Here is a 16,378-nt window from a genome sequence, read left to right on the forward strand (position 1 = left end):
ATGACGAGCAGATCTGTGCAACTCACTCGGCGGCAGACCCGCCGATCGAGCGCGACCCTGGCCGAACCGCCCCGCCACGGCTGGAAGAAGACCACCTGGATCTGGATCTTCCTGCTGCCGACCGTGGTGCTCTACGGCGTCTACACCATCTATCCGATCATCGCGAGCTACTGGTACTCGCTGGTCGAGTGGAACGGCTTCGACTCCGGACAGAAGTTCGTTGGACTGAGCAACTACCGGGAAGTCTTCGCGGACCCGCTGTTCTGGAACTCGTTCAAGGTCACGTTGCTCTTCATGCTGCTCGTCGTACCCGCGCGGGTGCTGCTCACGTTGCTGCTGGCAATGGTCCTCAACTCCCCGAAGCTGCCGCTGATCGGCGTACTGCGGTCGGCCTTCTTCATCCCGGTGGTGACCACGACGGCGATCATCGGCGTGGTGATGCGGTTCGTCCTGGATCCGAGCACCGGCCCGATCAACTCCGTGCTGATGAAGTTCGGCGGCAGCGGCATCGACTTCCTGGGTGGTCAGCACCTGGCACTGCCGACCGCGGCCGTGCTGTACATCTGGAAGTTCTTCGGCGTCACGATGATCTACTGGCTCGCGGCGCTGCAGACGATCCCGTACGAGTTGTACGAGGCGGCCCGGATCGACGGCGCCGGCACCTGGCAGCTCTTCCGGCACATCACGCTGCCGATGCTCAAACCGTTCCTGATCATCATCACCGTGCTGACGGTCGAAGAGACGTTCCACAACTTCGATCTGATGTACACGCTGACCGCGGGCGGGCCGTACTTCCACACCGAGATCGTGGAGATCTACATCTACCGGTGGGCCTTCGCCGCCCCGATCCCGCAGCTCGGGCACGCGTCCGCGGCCGCGGTGATCTTCGGGCTGCTGGTCGTGGTCGTCGGCGCTGTCCAACTGTGGGGCGTGTGGGCCGGCCGCCGGCTGAGAGGAGAACAGCGATGACCGCCGTCGTCGAACGCACGGACCGGCACCGTCGGGTGCTGCACCGGCTGCCGTGGTGGATCGCCGCCATCTGCCTGGTGGGTATCGCGGTGCTGTGGATCTTCCCGTTCCTGTGGATGCTGTCCGCATCGCTCAAGGACAACATGGAGATGTTCAGCGGCGGACTGAAGCTGTGGCCGTCGAAGTTCGTGTGGGACAACTATGCGCGGGCGTGGAACGACGCCCACTTCGGCCGGTATCTGGTCAACACCATCGTCGTCACCGTGATCACCGTCGTGATTGTCACGATCCGTTGCGCGACGGCCGGTTACGTCCTTGCCCGCTACAAATTCCGCGGATCCAAGGTCTTCCTCGGCGTGCTGGTCGCGACGCTGTTCGTACCCACCGGCTACACGATCATCCCGGTGGTCAAGATCTCGATGCAGTTGCACCTCATCGACTCTCTCAGCGGCATGATCCTGGCGCTCAGTGGCGGGGCGTACGTATCGGCGATCCTGATCTACTTCGGCTATTTCCGGCAGATCCCCCGGGAGCTGGAGGAAGCTGCGCTCGTCGACGGCGCCGGCTTCGTCCGTACCTTCTTCTCGGTGATGTTGCCATTGGCAATGCCGGTCACCGCGACCGTCGCAGTACTCACCTTCATCACCACGTGGAACGCCTTCTTCCTGCCGCTGGTGTTCACCTTCAGCCGGCCGGATCTCCGGACGGTGAGTGTCGGCATGCAGGCTTTCGTCGGCGAGACCGCAACCGACTGGTCCGGAATGGCCGCGGCCGGCGTGATCTCGATCGTCCCTGTGGTGGTCCTCTTCATCTTCATGCAGCGCTACTTCGTCGAGGGAATCTCCGGAGCAGTGAAGTCTTGATCTAAGGAGTAGAAACATGCCTGGAATGACACGACGCAGTTTGCTCGGCGCATCGGTACTTGCCGCCGTCGGGGCGGCGACCGGATGCTCGAGCTCTTCTTCGACTTCGAACACAACTAGCGGCGCCACCGGAACGCTGGACTGGTGGGACCACTTCAGTTCGTTCAAGCATCTCAACGACGACTGGGCCAAGAAGCAGTCAGGGCCACTGAAGACAAACGTGGCCCACACGTACTACGACGCCTCCAAGGCAACCCAGGCGTTGCAGTTGGCGCATCAGGCCAACAAGATGCCGGACGTCTACTCCAACGTGGTCGGGCTGCCGTTGCCGGCCCTGGTGAGCGGCAAATGGGTGCACGAGGTCAACATTCCGGCAGACGTCAAGGCCAAGCTCCCCAAGGACGCCTTCAACGAGGGCATCACCCAGCTGGACGGCAAGCTGTACGGGTTCCCGATGTTCAGCCTGCGGCAGAGCTCGACGCTGGTGTGGGCGAACAAGGACCACTGGTCCAAGGCCGGGCTCGATCCCAACAACATTCCCAAGGACTTCGGGGCCTTCAAGGACGCGCTGGGCAAGCTCAAGTCGGCCGGGATCCAGCCGCTCACGTTGGCGATCGGCGCGGACGGCGGACGGATCCGCGACCAGGTCGACGACCTCGCGCAGGCGGCCGGGTTCCCGGGGTACCAGGGTCTGCAGTTCACCACCGGCGAGTACGCCTATCACCATGACGCCTACGTCACCGTGATCGAGTACTTGAAGGAGCTGAACGACGACAAGCTGATCATGCCCGGCTCGAACAACTTCGGTGTCGTCGACGCCCGGACCCGGTACGCCTCCGGCGCGGTCGGAACGTTCATCGACGGCGTCTGGTGCGCCGGCGGCTCGAAGGCACTCGCACCGCCGATCGTCGACAAGCTCGCGTCCGGCCAGATCCTCGTGCCGACGGCCGGTACCAACCCGTGGTGTTACCGCGGCCGGCCGAGTTCAGGGTACTTCGTGTCCGCGGACAGCAAGAACCCTGACGCCGCCGGGCAACTGATCGCGTCCTTCATGACCGACGACTACCAGAAGGGCATGATCGAGGCGATGGACCAGCCGCCGCTGAATCTCGATCTGGTCGCGTCGTCGAACGCGGTCGACGCGTACAAGAAGGGCATCGAGTTCTGTAAGTCGAACGTGTTCCTCATGCCGCAGGCCATCGTCAAGAACCCCGCCCAGGCCCGCGTCGACGCCCTCCGCAAGCCGGTCACGCCCCACGTCGGCAACATCGTCCAGGGGTACCTGGCCGGCTCGATCAAGGACCTCAAGGCCGAACTGAAGAAGCTCAGCGACGCCACGTCCGCCGACCGCGCCCAGGCCCTGACAAAGGCCAAGGCCGCCGGCGCCAAGGTCTCCGAATCCGACTACGTCTTCAGCGACTGGAAGCCCGGCCAGGACTACGGAGCCGCCAAGTGAACCGCACCGCAATCGTCACCGGCGCAGCCTCCCCCCGCGGCATCGGCCGCGCCACCGCCCTGCTCCTCGCCTCCCAAGGCTGAACATCGGCATCCTCGACATCACCCCCGGCGACTCCCTGGCCTCCGAAATCGTTGCGACCTACAACGTCAAGGCCCACGCGGTGGTCGCCGACGTCTCCAACGAACCCGCCGTCATCGCCGCGATCGACGAACTCGAAGCCGCCCTCCCACCCCTGGCCGCCCTCGCCAACCTCGCCGGCGTCTCCTCCCCCGTCCCCTACCTGGAACTGACCTCCGACGAGTGGCACCGAGTAATCAACATCAACCTCAACGGCGTCCACTACGTCACTCACCGGGTCGCCCAATCCATGGTGAAGCACGCCTACGGCCGCATCGTCAGCGTCTCCTCCACCTCAGCCCAACTAGGCGGCGGCACCTACAGCAAGACCCCGTACTCCGTAGCCAAGGCCGGCGTCCTCGGCCTAACCAGAGCGTTAGCCCGAGAACTGGGCCCCCACGGCATCACCGTCAACGCAATCGCCCCCGGTCCCATCGACACCGACATCATGGGCGGCCCCCTGACCCCCGAACGCCGCGAGGCCTTGGTCGACACCCTCCTGATCAACCACCTAGGCCAGCCCCAAGACGTAGCCTCCGCCATCGCCTTCCTGATGTCGGAAGACTCCGCCTACATAACCGGCCACACCCTCAACGTGGACGGCGGCCTCTACATGCACTGAGCTCACCAGTTCCAGGCGACACCGCGTCGGCACTGGCTGACCGGCGGCGTACCCTTCCGTCCGCCGCCGACATAGACGACCTTCGTGCCCTCGGGGTTGGTGAAGCAGCCATCGAGTTTGGCGTTCAGTTCCCGGTAGGTCTTGGGGCTCGAATAGATGAGCTTGCCGGTGGCGTCGTACGCGCGGACCGTGTACGTCGGCGGGTCGCTGGGAACGGGGCGGGTCAGGGTGTCGACGTACTTCATCGGGGCGAAGAAGAACCCGTTCCGGAGGACGGCCTCGGTGGCCGGTCCGGTGCCGATGGCGATGGTGATGCGGGCAACGGACTTCGTGTATGTCCCACCGCCCGCGGCCGTCTTGTCGACCACGTCCATCTTGGTCTCGCCCTTGCTCGCCCAGGAGAACTCGGTCTGCTTGCCCTTGGCATCGAAGCCGCACGCGTTGACCATGTTGTTGAAGCCGTTCTTGATGACAACCCAGGCGAGCGCGTGGGTGCCGGCCGGAGGATTGACCCACTTGAACCCTACCGTCACGGTGTAGCCCCGCGCGGCCGGATTGGGATTCGCCGCATTGCCGCCGTTACATGCCTTGCCATACTTGTTCGTCTCGGCCGCGGTCAGGGTCGCGACAGGTGGTGTCGCCGGGCCAAGGCCCGTCCCGGAAGCGGGCGGCTGACCTTTGTCGCCGCGCAGACCTGGTACGCCGATCGCGAGCCCGGCGGTAACTGCGACGACAGCCGCGGCCGCGGCGAGCGGGACAAGCCGACGACGAGGGGCGCCCTGAGCAGACTCGTGATCGATGATGGCGCTCAACTCGTCGCGCTGCCGGCTGCGGGTGGCCGGCCGCAGGTCGTGGTCCGGTGGGGGTGTGAGCTGGGTGTTCATGACTATGCCTCCAGGAAAGGAACGAGGTTGAGCTCTCGCAGGTGCTTGCGGGCTCGGGACAAGCGGGACTTGACCGTGCCGATCGGGACGTCCAGTGCGACGGCAGCCGCCTGCTGGTCGAGGCCCGCCCAGAAACACAGCTCGACGATCTCGCGCTCCGGCTTGGACAGTCGCTTCAGTGCCTCGCGGGCGGCGCTGAGCTGGTGGTCGTCGTCGAGCCGCCCGGCCACCTCGTCGGCATGATCGCGAACATGTTCGACCAGCAGGTTGGCCGCCACGAGCGCCCGGCGATACCGGGCTTTCGATCGCCATTCGTTCCGCGCCGTGTACTCCGCGACCCGGTACAGCCAGGGCAAGGCCGACTCGCGGTCGAGAACAACCTCGGTACGTCGCCGCCAAGCGTGCAGGAACACCGCCGAGGTCAGGTCCTCGGCATCGCTCCAGGAGGCGGTGCGGCGGTAGAGAAAGTTGTAGATCGCCCGGGAATGCCGATCGTAGAGCTCGGCGAAGGCCGCCGAGTCCCCCTCGGCGGCTCGCTCCCACAGCTTCCGGTCGCTACTCTTCGCCATCGCCTGCCCATCGTGCCCCTCCTGCAGGGCTAACACAGGCTGGTTCCGGTCATGTCGACACGCATTTGCGCTCCCATCTCGTGACGAACTCGGTTGCTTGCATCCGGGTTGTGTCCGAGAAAGCCGAAAGGTTCCCGCCACCGGCGTACGACCGAGGGAGACGGTGAAAGCTTCAACGACGGGGAACGTCCGCGTAGTGCGCGTGGGCCTATCCCCACCAACGCATCTTTGGAGCCGGTGAGGGGACTTGAACCCCTAACCCCCGCTTTACCAAGCCATCGTTGTCGGCATTGCGCATCGGCTGTCGAAGGTGGCTATTGACCTGCACACTCTCCAAAGGAGACTGCTCGTCGCGCAGTGGCATGACTCACCACATCCCGTTCATTTCGGTGAGTAAACCGGTGAGCCATCGCCGCCGTTTGCCCTCTCGAAGAGAGGACCGTCGTGCCGGCGCGCGGATGGTCGTGATCGGTCGCGAATTTGGGCGGTCAGGTCCCGGTCGGTGCGCAGCGTCCAGGTCGGCGATAGTGGTTCTCCGCCCGTACGGCGGCAGGGACAAAGTCCCGGGTACGCCGCTGACCGGGTGCCGGCGAGGCCCGCAGGGTCCGGTCCGGCGTCAGAAGCGCAGGACGCGGCCGGACGGTGTCCGCAGGTCGACGGTCATCGGCCGGCGTGGCCGCTGTGGGCGCTGGATTCTCACCTGGGTGCGTTTCATGACCGACCCCTCCGCGGTCCATGGCTTCGGCGGTTCCTCAGCCGGTTGATGCTCATCAGCCTGTCGCACCCGGCCTGAGCGCCACTAGGACCGGAAGACCCCTGCTCACAGGGCCGAACCGCCCGCGGCACAGCCCCGTCTACGCCGCTCACACGGGCCGGCTGGCCCTGCCGCGCCGAACGCGCCCGGCCAACGCTGGAGATGCAAGGGGATCAGCGAAGGGACGCGGTCGATGACACCCCAGATCCGCGACGTGATGACGACACCTGCCGCCGCGAGGAATCTCGCGCGTGACGTGGGCACCGTCCGGCCGGACGACGAGATCGCAGCCGTGGTCGAGCTGATGCGCTCGACGGCGACCACGATCCTGCCGGTCATCGATGGAGCCAAGGTGGTCGGGACGGTGAGCCTTGACGACCTACTCGCCGTACTCCTGGAGGAATCCGACGACACCGCCGATCCGTACTACCACCGTCTCGCCGAAGTATCGGCGGGCACGGCCTGTCGATAGGACCTCGGCGACGTGCCGCGGAAAGTGTCGTTGCGGGTGACAACCAGCCCGATCCAGTCCCAGGGCACCGGAAGTCGCGCTGAGCCTTGGAACAGCCACGACCGCCTTGTACGGCGTGTCCGCGGGGTCCGAAGACCTCAATCGGGCGGCGCGGACGACGTCGGTCCGGCCATGCCGGCTTGCCTGATGAGGTCGGACACGAGCTCCTGCGCGTGGCCGATCGTGTCGTCGAGAGTCTTCAGGCCGGACTCGGTGCGACCCGCCTCCAGCGCCCAGCGGGCTGCCGCCATACCCTGCACCAGCGAGTCGTTGATCTCGATCGCCTCGCGGTACAGCAGCGCACCGGCCTCCAGCCGGCGCCGCTCCTCGTCGGCCTGGCGAAGCCGATCCGAGGCGTCTCCGAGCAGACAACCGAGCAGCAACTGCGGCAGGCATCGCGATATCCATCCCACAAGGGTGAATGTGGTGTCGGTCGCGACGACCCAAGTCACGATCAGCAGAACCGCGAGCGCCCCCGCGGCGACACCGGCTCGCAGCCCGAAGGCGACGGCGATCAGGGCCACCGGGAGGGTGAACAGCAGACTCGACGCATCGACCGCATCGCCGACGAAGAGCCGTACCGCGAACACCGATGCGAACAGCCCGCCGGCCACGGTCAGCGTGGCTGCGGGGTGCTGCCGGAACCACGGATCCGGCGGAGCTCCGGCCGGCCTGCCGGCAGTTACACTCATCCACCCAGCGTGCGCCGCAACGAGTCGCCGGCACAGAGGTCGAAGGTCCCTCGGCTCAAAGACCGCGACCCGGGCGGAGTCTCCCACCGGTCAAGGACTTTCGGCCCTACAGGCAACCGCCACGACTGGAGACAGTGGGGGCACACGTCAGGAGGCCGCCATGAGCATGCCGCAACGATTCGATCACTCACGTCTGGAGATCATCGACCGGGCCGAATGCCTGCGGCTGCTGCGCTCCGCCCCCTTGGGTCGCCTGGTCTACACCATCGGTGGCCTGCCCGCGGTCCGACTTGTCAACTTCGTCCTGGACGAGGACACGATCGTGTTCAGTTCCGGTCAGGGTGACAAGTTCCGCGCCGCGGAGCGGGGTGATGTCGTGGCGTTCGAGGCCGACGAGGTCGATCTGGAGCGCCACAACGGCTGGACGGTCACCGCGGTCGGGCACCTGTCCGTCGTGACCCACGACGAGGCGGCCGGGCTGCGCCGTGTTCTGCCGTTGCACTCGTGGCTGCCGATGGACGATCCGCGGCTGGTCCGGGTGGGCGTCGAGTCCGTGCACGGGAGGCGTCTGGTCCCGTGGGGCAAGCGTCCACGGGCTGGCGCCTGACGCCGGAACGCGCTTCCGATCGGCGGGGGTTACCCGTAGGCTGACGGGCGTGACTGGGGACTCGCACAGTGAGCGAGGAACCTGGGATGAGGGGGCGCTTGAATACGCCGGGTTGTCCCGGGTGCGTCTTGATGCCCTCTTGCAGGAGCTCCTCGGCCGGGTCGATGAGATCATGGAGTACCAGGAGCGGCTGCGGGCGCTGCTCGACGCTGTCGTCGGGATCGGAGCCGATCTCGACCTGAACAGCACCCTGGACCGCATCGTCACGGCCGCCTGCGAGCTCGCCGGCTCCCAGTACGGCGCCCTGGGTGTGGTCGGCCCGGACGGCAAACGACTCATACGCTTCATTACCCGCGGCGTGACCGACGACCAGATCTCCGCTATCGGCCCGTACCCCGAGGGGCACGGCATCCTCGGTCTGCTGATCGAACACCCCGAGCCGATCCGGATGCACGACCTCGCCGAGCACCCCAGGTCGTACGGCTTCCCCGCCAACCACCCGCCGATGAAGAGCTTCCTCGGCGTCCCGATCCGCACCCGCGAACACGCCTACGGCAACCTTTACCTGACCGAGAAGACCGGCGGCGCGGACTTCACCGAGGACGACGAACGCACCGTCACAGCCCTCGCGGCGGCGGCCGGCGTCGTGATCGACAACGCCCGGCTGTACGCCGACACCGAGCAACGGCGCCGCTGGCACGAGGTCAACGCCGAGATCACCCAACTGATGCTCGGCGAATTCGATCCCGATCAGGCCCTGCAGCTGATCGCACAGCGAGCCCGCGAGATCGCCGGGGCGCAGGTGTCCGGCGTGCTCGTCGCCGGTGGGGACGAAGGCGGCGAATTGGTCGTCCGTGCAATCGATGGCCCGGCAGGATTCGCAGGCCACCTCGGGCGCCGGATTCCTGCCGATCTGCCGGTCCTCGGCCGGATCGCCTCCGGCGACGAGCAGGTCGTGGTCATCGAGGATCTGGCGCAGGTTCTCAAGGACGCCGGTGCGCTGACCGACTTTCCCGAAGGAGCCGCGCTCGGCCGCACGACCATCGCTCCGTTGCCGGGCGGCCGGACCGGCACCGGGGGCATCCTGGTTGTTGCGCTGGAACAGGGATCGAGCGCCCCCGTCGGCGAGAGCGCCGACCTGGTCCGGATGTTCGCCGGCCAGGCAACCCTCGCCATCGAGCGCGCCCAGGCACAGAACGACCGGGACATGCTCGCCGTCCTGGAGGACCGCGACCGGATCGCCCGCGACCTGCACGACCTGGTGATCCAGCGGTTGTTCGCCACCGGTCTTCAACTGCAGGGCATGCACCGACTGGCCCGGCCCGAGCACCGGGAGCGCCTCAGCCGCGCGGTCGAGGACATCGACACGACGATTCACGACCTCCGCGCTGCGATCTTCGAACTCCAGCAAGGTCCGGACACGAGCTCACTGCGCAGCGACCTGCAGTCATTGGTCTCGGAGTACGCCGAACCGCTCGGCTTCCGCCCGCAGCTGATCTGCACCGGCCCGATCGACACCGCGGTTCCGGCTGCCGTACGGCCTCAGATCCTGGCCACCGTCCGGGAGTCGTTGTCGAACGTCGTCCGCCACGCGCACGCCTCGCGGGCGACCGTCGAAGTCACGGTCGGGTCCGGGCAGGTTGTCGCACGTATCTCGGACGACGGCGACGGCATAGGTGCGAGCACCCGCCGTAGTGGCCTGCGCAACCTCACCGAGCGAGCGCAAGCGCTCGGAGGCACGGTGCAGATCGGCCCGAACGAGCCGCGCGGCACCATCGTCGAGCTCACCGCACCTACTGACTAACGGCCTCCCACAACGGGACTCTTGCCCGCAGCGCCGCCCACCTCCCGGCGGCGAAGCTGAGGTAGGAGAACCAGTGGGAGGAGCCCCCAGTGTCCGATCAGCTGCCGGCGAAAGACGTCGACGTACTGCTCGCGGCGGCCGTGGCCGCGCCGAGCATGCACAACACCCAGCCTTGGCGGTTCGAGGTCGAGGACCACGTGATCGACGTGTACCTGGACGGTTCCCGCACGTTGCCCGCCGAGGATCCGAGCGGCCGGGCGATGCGGATCTCGGCCGGCGCCGCGACCTTCAACCTGCGCTGCGCGGCGGCGACCCTCGGGTACGGCACCTGGTTCGGGCTGGCGCCGTACCCGGAGGAGCCCGATCTGCTGGCCCGCGTGGTGATCGAGCCAACGGCCGACTGCGATGAGGAGTTGCAGGATCTCGCCGCCCAGATCCCCTACCGCCACACCGATCGCCATCCGTCGGACGCCGAGCCGCTGGTCGAGAGCGTGCGCCTCGAGTTGCTGCGGGCCGCGTACGCCGAGGGCGCCCAGCTGACGTGGCTCGCCGAGGACGACATCCGCACCATTCTCGACCTCGTGCTCGACACCGACCTGCGCGAGATCAGCGACTGGCACCGCAGCGCCGAGCGCTCCCACTGGGTCGGCGGCGAACGCACCTCGGACGGGATCCCGAGCGCAGCGCTCGGACCTCGCTCGGCGACGTACCCCGCCGCGGTCCGCGACATGGGCACCCGGCCCGCCGACCGCATCCGCGGGCAGACCAGGTTCGAGGACCACCCGGACATCGCCGTACTGTCCACCGACTTCGACGAGCCCGCCGATCAGGTCGCCGCCGGCGCCGCGCTCGAGCGTGTGTTGCTGACCGCGACCCGGGCCGGCGTCAGCGCGTCGTTCCTCAACCAGCCGCTCGAGTACGACGACCTGCGCCGCTCGGTCCAGCGCCTGACCCAGTGCCCGGGGCACGCCCACATGATCATCCGCTTCGGCCGCAGCCGGCACCAGAGCGGCACCGCCCGCCGGCCGGTCGCCGACTTCCTTCCCAAGGAGGAATCATGACCACACTGCGTCAGGAGATCGACCGTTGGGAGGCCGACCTCGAGAACATCGCCGAAGCCAGCCAGTGCAACGACTGGTTCCTGGAGGAGCGGCGCCTGGCCGAAGCTCTGCACACGATCGCCGCCTTCCGCGAGCGCATCGTCCCGCTGCTGAGCACTCGGCAACCGCGCGACAGCGTGCTCGTCGCCGAGATCCAGCAGGCCCTGGACGCCCTCGAAATCCTCCGCGACGACCTGTACCGGACCGTCCATCCGCCGAACTCGTACCTCGAGGTCGCGGAGAAGGTGACCGCTCTGCGCGCCCTCGCCCGAGTCGCCGCCAGCCTCGATCGCACCCTCGAAGACGCGTCGTGAGCACGCTCACCTTCCTCGGCGCTGCCGGGACGGTGACCGGCAGCAAGTTCCTCGTCGAGCAGGACCGGCAACGGTTCCTGCTCGACTGCGGCCTGTTCCAGGGCGAGGTCCGGTGGCGCCGACGCAACTGGGATCCGTTCCCGGTCGACCCGGCGTCGATCGATGCCGTCGTACTAACACACGCACACCTTGACCACTCCGGCTATCTGCCCGGCCTGGTCAGGCAGGGCTTCCGTGGCCCGGTCGTCTGCACACCCGGTACGGCGGACGTCGCGGCGATCGTGCTGCGCGACGCGGCCCACCTGCAGATGGAGGACGCGCAGCATGCCCGGGCCGAGGGGTACTCGCGGCACGATCCGCCGCTGCCGCTGTTCGACACCGAGGACGCCGAGCGAGCCATCCAGCTGTTCCGTCCGACCGTCGACCGGATCGAACTGCCGGGCGCCGCGATCACGCTGCACCGCGCAGGCCACATCCTCGGCTCGGCCTTCGCCGAGGTCGAGCTCGATGACCGGCGGCTCCTGGTCAGCGGCGACCTCGGCCGTCAGGAGCACCCGTTGCTTCGCCCGCCCGAGGCACGGCCCGCGGTCGACACGATCCTGATCGAGGCGACCTACGGCGACCGCCACCACCAGCCGCTCGACCACACTCAGCTCGGGCGTCTAATCAGCTCGACGGCCGCGCGCGGCGGTGTAGTACTGATGCCGGCGTTCGCGATCGACCGCTCGGCGGTGCTGCTGCACGAACTCGCCGGGCTGATGCGCGACGGCCTGATCCCCCATCTGCCTGTGTACCTCAACAGTCCGATGGCCCTGGCCGCGCTGAACGTGTACCGCGCGGCAGTCACCGCGAAGTCCCCCGAACTCCGGGCGGAGATCGTGGGTGGCCCGGACCCGTTCGACCCCGGCACGTTGCGCCTGGTCCATTCGGTCGAGGAGTCGATGCGGATCAGCGACCCCGGTCGTCCGTCGATCGTGATCTCGGCGTCCGGCATGGCTACGGGGGGACGTGTCCTGCACCATCTGGCCAGGCTCCTGCCGGGCAAGCGCAACACTGTGATCCTTCCCGGCTTCCAGGTCCCGGGCACCCGCGGGCGCGCCCTGCTGGACGGAGCCCGCACAGTCAAGATCCACGGCCGCTACGTGCCGGTCCGGGCGCAGGTGGTCGGGATGTCCGAGTTCTCCGCGCACGCCGACTCCGACGAGCTGATCGCCTGGCTCGGCTCGTCCGCACAGGCACCTGACGTCGTCCACGTCGTACACGGCGAGGACCACGCCCGGGCCGAACTCGTCCGGCGCATCGAAGACGAGCTCGGCTGGACGGCGGTCGCTCCGGCCTACGAGGAGCGCGTCCGCCTGTGACCTCCACCCTCTGGCGTCCGGCCTGGACGTCCAGCAGGGATGTCCGCGGGGACTCAGTCGCCGCGCAGCCGGCGGGCGTACCAGTCGGGCTCGGGGGTGGCGGGGGTCAGACGCATCCGGACGTCGACCGCGAATGCCCCGGACGGGCCTGCCACCAGTGGGTTGATGTCGAGCTCGGCCAGTTCCGGGACCTGCTCTGCCAGCCATGCGATCCGGTGGATGACATCGAGGACCGCGGCCTGGTCTGCGGCGTCCGCGCCGCGGTAGCCCGCCAGTAGCGGCGCGCACCGGAGCGAACGGACCATGTCGGCGGCATCGAGATCGGTGAGCGGCAGGCCACGCCATTGCCGGTCGGCCAACAGGTCGGTGAGTACGCCGCCGCTGCCGGCCATGAGCAGCGGCCCGAACAGCCGGTCCCGCACCGCGCCGATGACCAGCTCCGTCCCGGCCGGCGCCATCGCCTGAACCACGACCTGCGGGTCTCCGGCTGCCGCCGTGACCTCGTCGTACGCGATGCCGACCTCTACGGCGTTGGTCAGTCCGACCCGCACGCCGCCGATGTCGGTCTTGTGCAGCACGCCGGGCGCCGCGGTCTTCAGCGCGACAGGATAACCCGCCGTCTCCGCGGCCTTGATCGCTTCGGAGCAGTTCAGCGCGGTGATGACCGGGATGACCGCTACACCGGCAGACTGCAACAGCAGGCACGCCCGGCGCGGATCGAGCCAGCCGCCCTCGGGTTGGTGCTTGAAGTACCGCTGGACCACTACTCGTGCACCCGCAGCGTCCACCCGGGCGAGCTCGGGTACGGCGCCCTGTGGCCGGGACCGCCATTCGGCGTACCGAACGGCGCTGGCCAGGGCGCGAACCGCACTCTCCGGGAACGGGAACACCGGCAACCGGCGTCCGTCGTCCAGCGCGATCTCCGCAGTGGCCTGCGTCGAACCGACGCAGTTCACCACGATCGGCAGGTCGGCCTGGTTGGCGGCGGTCGCGATCGTGTCGTAGATGTCCTCCACCCTGCCCGCGCGGGTCACGGCGTAGTTGATGACGATGCTGTCGACCTCACCGCTGTCCACGATCGCCTTCAACGCCTGCGCCAGGCTCGCCGGCGAGGCGGCCGCACCCAGGTCGACCGGATTCCCCGTCCCCACCGCGCCTGCGACTTCGAGCCGGTGCTGCACATCGTCGCTCAGCTCGGGCAGTTCGAGCCCGAGCCGGCCGGCTGCGTCCGCCGCGAGGATTCCCGCGCCGCCGGCGTTGCCGACGACTGCGATCCGGCGGCCGCGTGGCAGCGGAGGGACGGCCAGCACGCGTGCGGTCTCGACAAGCTCTTCGATGGTGTCCATCCGGAGTACGCCGGACTGCGCGAAGAGCGCGTCCACAGCGGTCTCCGGGGTCGCCGCCGCGGCAGTATGCGAGGCGCCGGCCCGTCGGCCACCCACCGACCGGCCGCCCTTGACGACCAGGATCGGTTTGGTCCGACCGATCCTCCGGGCCAGCCCGCCGAACTTGCGCGGGTTGCCGAACGACTCCAGGTACAGGCCGATCACGGTCGTTCGCGGATCGCCCCACCAGTGCAACAGCACATCGTTGCCGCTGACATCTACCTTGTTGCCGAGGGAAACGAATTCGGAGATGCCCAGACCGGTGCGGCCGGCATGCTCCAGTACGGCGATGCCCACGGCACCGGACTGCGCCGCGATCGCGAGCGCTCCGGGCGTCGGCGCCACCTCGGCGAAGGTTGCGTTCAGGCTAACCTCGGGAGCCGTGTTCACCAGCCCGAGGCAGTTCGGGCCGACCAGGCGGATGCTGTGCCGGCGGGCAACCGCCAACATCTCCCGCTGCAGCTCCCGACCGGTCGAGCCCAGCTCGGAGAACCCGGCAGTCAGCACGACGGCACCCCCGACACCAGCCTCGCCGCACTTCGTCAGCACGGCGGTCACCTGCTCGGCCGGGACCGCGATCACAGCGAGGTCGACCTGGCGCGGCACCGCCGTGATCGTGGGGTAGGCGGCGACGTCGGCGATCTTCGCGGAGTGCGGGTTGACGGCGTACACCGAGCCGGTGAAGCCGCCGTTGACGATGTTGCGCAGTACCTCGTGGCCGATGCCGCCGGGGGTCCGGCCGGCGCCGATCACGGCGACCGTCTGGGGGGAGAACAGCCGATGCAGCGAGCGGTTCTCGGCCGCCCGCTCGCGGTCGGCCATCCGCTCCAGGGTCAACGGATGGTACGCCGTGTCGAGCACCAGCTCGACCACGCCGCTGTCGAGCTTGCGGACCTGCTCGAACCCGGAGTCGACGAGCACCCGGAGCATCTTGGCGTTCTCGCCCAGCGTGTCGGCCCGCAAACGCTGGATTCCGTTCTCCCGTGCGGTCGCGGCCAGCTGCTCGAGCAGCAGGGTGCCGATCCCCCGGCCGTGCATCGAGTCCTGCAGCAGGAAGGCCATTTCGGCCTCACCGGTCCGCAAGATCTCGTAGCTCGCGATCCCGACGACGTCGCCGCCGTACTCCGCGACCAGCGCAACGTGGCCGTCGTGCTCCGAAGCCAGGTGATGCGTGTACTCGGCGGCCATCGTCCGGCTGATGCCGAAGAACCGCAGGTACATCGACTCGTCCGACACCCGGCCGTTCATCGCCTCCAGCGCCGGCTCGTCGTCCTCCCGCACCGGCCGGATCCGCACCACCGATCCATCCGACGCCAGCACGTCCCAACCCGCCCCGGGCACTGTTCCCGGCCGATAGATCGTCGTCATCGCGCGTCTCCTTCCGACACCCCACCAGCCCACCCCGGCAGACCCACGGCCGGACAGTGCCGATGGTCCCGGCCCGCAGGACCTTCGCCTCTAGGACGTCACTGACGACCGGCAGGAGGCTGAGGATCTGTCCGACATCCGCAACGGGCAGCGGAGGACGCCATGAGAGTCGTTGTCGGCATCGACGGACACCCGGACTGCGAGAACGCGATCCGCTGGGGCGCGGCCGAAGCTGCCACACGCGGAGCCGAGCTGCACCTGGTGCACGCGTTCGTCTGGGCCGAGTTCCGGATCCCGCTCGGTCCGAGCGACGTGGCGCCCGGACTTCGGGCCAACGCCGATCGCATCGTCGCTGACGCGATCGAGCTGGCGCGTGAGTTCAGGCCCGGCCTGCCGGTGACCGGACGTCGGGTCGACGGCTTCCCGCCCGCCGTGCTGCTGGCGGAGTCGAGGTCTGCCGCGGTGGTCGTGATCGGCAGCCGGTTCATCGGACGCGTGCTCAGCCTGGTCGTCAGCTCCGCGGGGATCGAACTGTCCGCCCACGCACAGTGCCCGGTCGTCGTCGTACGTCCCACCGAGGACGCGCTGCTCGGCAACGAAGTCGTGATCGGGTACGACGGCTCGCGGCCGGCCGGCGCCGCGGTCGACTTCGGCCTCGGCTACGCCCGCAGGCACGACCTGCAGGCCAGGATCGTCGCGGTCCTGGACGACGCGGACGACGACGACCACGACCTGCTGGCAGGGCTGCGCCAGTACACACCCGACGCCGAGATCGTCGAAGTGACCGGCCATCCGTCAGAGCTGCTCCTCGACTGGTCCGCCGACGCGCAACTGCTCGTGGTCGGCTCGCGCGGACGCGGCGGGTTCGCCGGCCTGCTGCTCGGCTCGGTGAGCCAGACCATGCTGCACCAGGCGGGCTGCCCCGTCGCCGTCATCCCACGCGCCGCGATCGAAGGTCCCGCCTAGGCGGGTCGTTCGGCACTGCATCCCACCGGGTCC

At 68.2% G+C, this 16,378-nt stretch carries 15 protein-coding genes; 11 read left to right on the forward strand and 4 right to left on the reverse strand.

Going from position 1 to position 16,378, the window contains the following annotated elements; translation table 11 throughout:
- From ACIA58_RS31250 to ACIA58_RS31265, 4 genes are all read left to right on the forward strand, one after another.
- Complete coding sequence (locus ACIA58_RS31250; RefSeq protein ID WP_396407396.1) at nucleotides 1-969, forward strand: carbohydrate ABC transporter permease; 969 nt, start codon at nucleotides 1-3, stop codon at nucleotides 967-969.
- Complete coding sequence (locus ACIA58_RS31255) at nucleotides 966-1,832, forward strand: carbohydrate ABC transporter permease (RefSeq protein WP_396407397.1); 867 nt, start codon at nucleotides 966-968, stop codon at nucleotides 1,830-1,832. The genes ACIA58_RS31250 and ACIA58_RS31255 overlap by 4 nt, the downstream gene beginning before the upstream one ends.
- A gap of 16 nt (nucleotides 1,833-1,848) precedes the next feature.
- The gene (locus tag ACIA58_RS31260; protein WP_396407398.1) at nucleotides 1,849-3,288 is read left to right on the forward strand and encodes an ABC transporter substrate-binding protein; all 1,440 of its coding nucleotides are present in this window, start codon (nucleotides 1,849-1,851) and stop codon (nucleotides 3,286-3,288) included.
- 163 nt (nucleotides 3,289-3,451) lie between these two features.
- Nucleotides 3,452-4,030, forward strand: coding sequence for an SDR family NAD(P)-dependent oxidoreductase (locus ACIA58_RS31265; RefSeq protein ID WP_396407399.1), 579 nt, complete (start codon nucleotides 3,452-3,454; stop codon nucleotides 4,028-4,030).
- A gap of 2 nt (nucleotides 4,031-4,032) precedes the next feature.
- Here ACIA58_RS31265 and ACIA58_RS31270 read toward each other — a convergent pair whose 3' ends face one another.
- Both ACIA58_RS31270 and ACIA58_RS31275 read right to left on the reverse strand, forming a co-directional pair.
- The gene (locus tag ACIA58_RS31270; protein WP_396407400.1) at nucleotides 4,033-4,914 is read right to left on the reverse strand and encodes a hypothetical protein; all 882 of its coding nucleotides are present in this window, start codon (nucleotides 4,912-4,914) and stop codon (nucleotides 4,033-4,035) included.
- Between the two features lie 2 nt (nucleotides 4,915-4,916).
- Complete coding sequence (locus tag ACIA58_RS31275; protein WP_396407401.1) at nucleotides 4,917-5,483, reverse strand: RNA polymerase sigma factor; 567 nt, start codon at nucleotides 5,481-5,483, stop codon at nucleotides 4,917-4,919.
- 947 nt (nucleotides 5,484-6,430) lie between these two features.
- Between ACIA58_RS31275 and ACIA58_RS31280 the strand changes: the two genes are divergently transcribed.
- A complete protein-coding gene (locus tag ACIA58_RS31280) occupies nucleotides 6,431-6,709 on the forward strand; it encodes a CBS domain-containing protein (protein WP_396407402.1) in 279 nt (92 codons plus the stop codon).
- Nucleotides 6,710-6,846: 137 nt separating this feature from the next.
- On the opposite strand, the gene ACIA58_RS31285 is transcribed toward ACIA58_RS31280, so the two are convergent.
- Entirely contained in the window at nucleotides 6,847-7,440 is a 594-nt protein-coding gene (locus tag ACIA58_RS31285) for a hypothetical protein (protein WP_396407403.1), read from the reverse strand.
- A gap of 160 nt (nucleotides 7,441-7,600) precedes the next feature.
- On the opposite strand from ACIA58_RS31285, the gene ACIA58_RS31290 reads away from it, so the two are divergent.
- The 5 genes from ACIA58_RS31290 to ACIA58_RS31310 all read left to right on the forward strand — a co-directional run bounded on the left by ACIA58_RS31290 (nucleotide 7,601) and on the right by ACIA58_RS31310 (nucleotide 12,626).
- The gene (locus tag ACIA58_RS31290; protein ID WP_396407404.1) at nucleotides 7,601-8,047 is read left to right on the forward strand and encodes a pyridoxamine 5'-phosphate oxidase family protein; all 447 of its coding nucleotides are present in this window, start codon (nucleotides 7,601-7,603) and stop codon (nucleotides 8,045-8,047) included.
- A 121-nt stretch (nucleotides 8,048-8,168) separates the two neighbouring features.
- A complete protein-coding gene (locus tag ACIA58_RS31295) occupies nucleotides 8,169-9,851 on the forward strand; it encodes a GAF domain-containing protein (RefSeq protein WP_396407405.1) in 1,683 nt (560 codons plus the stop codon).
- 89 nt (nucleotides 9,852-9,940) lie between these two features.
- Complete coding sequence (locus ACIA58_RS31300) at nucleotides 9,941-10,912, forward strand: Acg family FMN-binding oxidoreductase (RefSeq protein WP_396407406.1); 972 nt, start codon at nucleotides 9,941-9,943, stop codon at nucleotides 10,910-10,912.
- Complete coding sequence (locus tag ACIA58_RS31305; protein WP_396407407.1) at nucleotides 10,909-11,265, forward strand: hypothetical protein; 357 nt, start codon at nucleotides 10,909-10,911, stop codon at nucleotides 11,263-11,265. The genes ACIA58_RS31300 and ACIA58_RS31305 overlap by 4 nt, the downstream gene beginning before the upstream one ends.
- Nucleotides 11,262-12,626: an MBL fold metallo-hydrolase RNA specificity domain-containing protein gene (locus ACIA58_RS31310; protein ID WP_396407408.1), complete on the forward strand. Its 1,365-nt coding sequence runs from the start codon at nucleotides 11,262-11,264 to the stop codon at nucleotides 12,624-12,626. The genes ACIA58_RS31305 and ACIA58_RS31310 overlap by 4 nt, the downstream gene beginning before the upstream one ends.
- A gap of 53 nt (nucleotides 12,627-12,679) precedes the next feature.
- On the opposite strand, the gene ACIA58_RS31315 is transcribed toward ACIA58_RS31310, so the two are convergent.
- The gene (locus ACIA58_RS31315) at nucleotides 12,680-15,379 is read right to left on the reverse strand and encodes a GNAT family N-acetyltransferase (protein ID WP_396407409.1); all 2,700 of its coding nucleotides are present in this window, start codon (nucleotides 15,377-15,379) and stop codon (nucleotides 12,680-12,682) included.
- Nucleotides 15,380-15,541: 162 nt separating this feature from the next.
- Here ACIA58_RS31315 and ACIA58_RS31320 point away from each other — a divergent pair, with 162 nt between their 5' ends.
- Entirely contained in the window at nucleotides 15,542-16,345 is an 804-nt protein-coding gene (locus tag ACIA58_RS31320) for a universal stress protein (protein WP_396407410.1), read from the forward strand.
- The last annotated feature ends 33 nt before the right edge of the window (nucleotides 16,346-16,378 follow it).

Origin of the sequence: Kribbella sp. NPDC051586, from assembly GCF_044453965.1 — a bacterium.
Classification (GTDB): Bacteria; Actinomycetota; Actinomycetes; order Propionibacteriales; family Kribbellaceae; genus Kribbella.

Excerpts from the sequence above, each read along its gene's own strand:
- ACIA58_RS31250 (WP_396407396.1), top strand. The coding sequence starts at position 1 with ATGACGAGCAGATCTGTGCAACTCACTCGGCGGCAGACCCGCCGATCG.
- ACIA58_RS31255 (WP_396407397.1), top strand. The coding sequence starts at position 966 with ATGACCGCCGTCGTCGAACGCACGGACCGGCACCGTCGGGTGCTGCAC.
- ACIA58_RS31260 (WP_396407398.1), top strand. The coding sequence starts at position 1,849 with ATGCCTGGAATGACACGACGCAGTTTGCTCGGCGCATCGGTACTTGCC.
- ACIA58_RS31270 (WP_396407400.1), bottom strand. The coding sequence starts at position 4,914 with ATGAACACCCAGCTCACACCCCCACCGGACCACGACCTGCGGCCGGCC.
- ACIA58_RS31275 (WP_396407401.1), bottom strand. The coding sequence starts at position 5,483 with ATGGCGAAGAGTAGCGACCGGAAGCTGTGGGAGCGAGCCGCCGAGGGG.
- ACIA58_RS31280 (WP_396407402.1), top strand. The coding sequence starts at position 6,431 with ATGACACCCCAGATCCGCGACGTGATGACGACACCTGCCGCCGCGAGG.
- ACIA58_RS31285 (WP_396407403.1), bottom strand. The coding sequence starts at position 7,440 with ATGAGTGTAACTGCCGGCAGGCCGGCCGGAGCTCCGCCGGATCCGTGG.
- ACIA58_RS31290 (WP_396407404.1), top strand. The coding sequence starts at position 7,601 with ATGAGCATGCCGCAACGATTCGATCACTCACGTCTGGAGATCATCGAC.
- ACIA58_RS31305 (WP_396407407.1), top strand. The coding sequence starts at position 10,909 with ATGACCACACTGCGTCAGGAGATCGACCGTTGGGAGGCCGACCTCGAG.
- ACIA58_RS31315 (WP_396407409.1), bottom strand. The coding sequence starts at position 15,379 with ATGACGACGATCTATCGGCCGGGAACAGTGCCCGGGGCGGGTTGGGAC.
- ACIA58_RS31320 (WP_396407410.1), top strand. The coding sequence starts at position 15,542 with ATGAGAGTCGTTGTCGGCATCGACGGACACCCGGACTGCGAGAACGCG.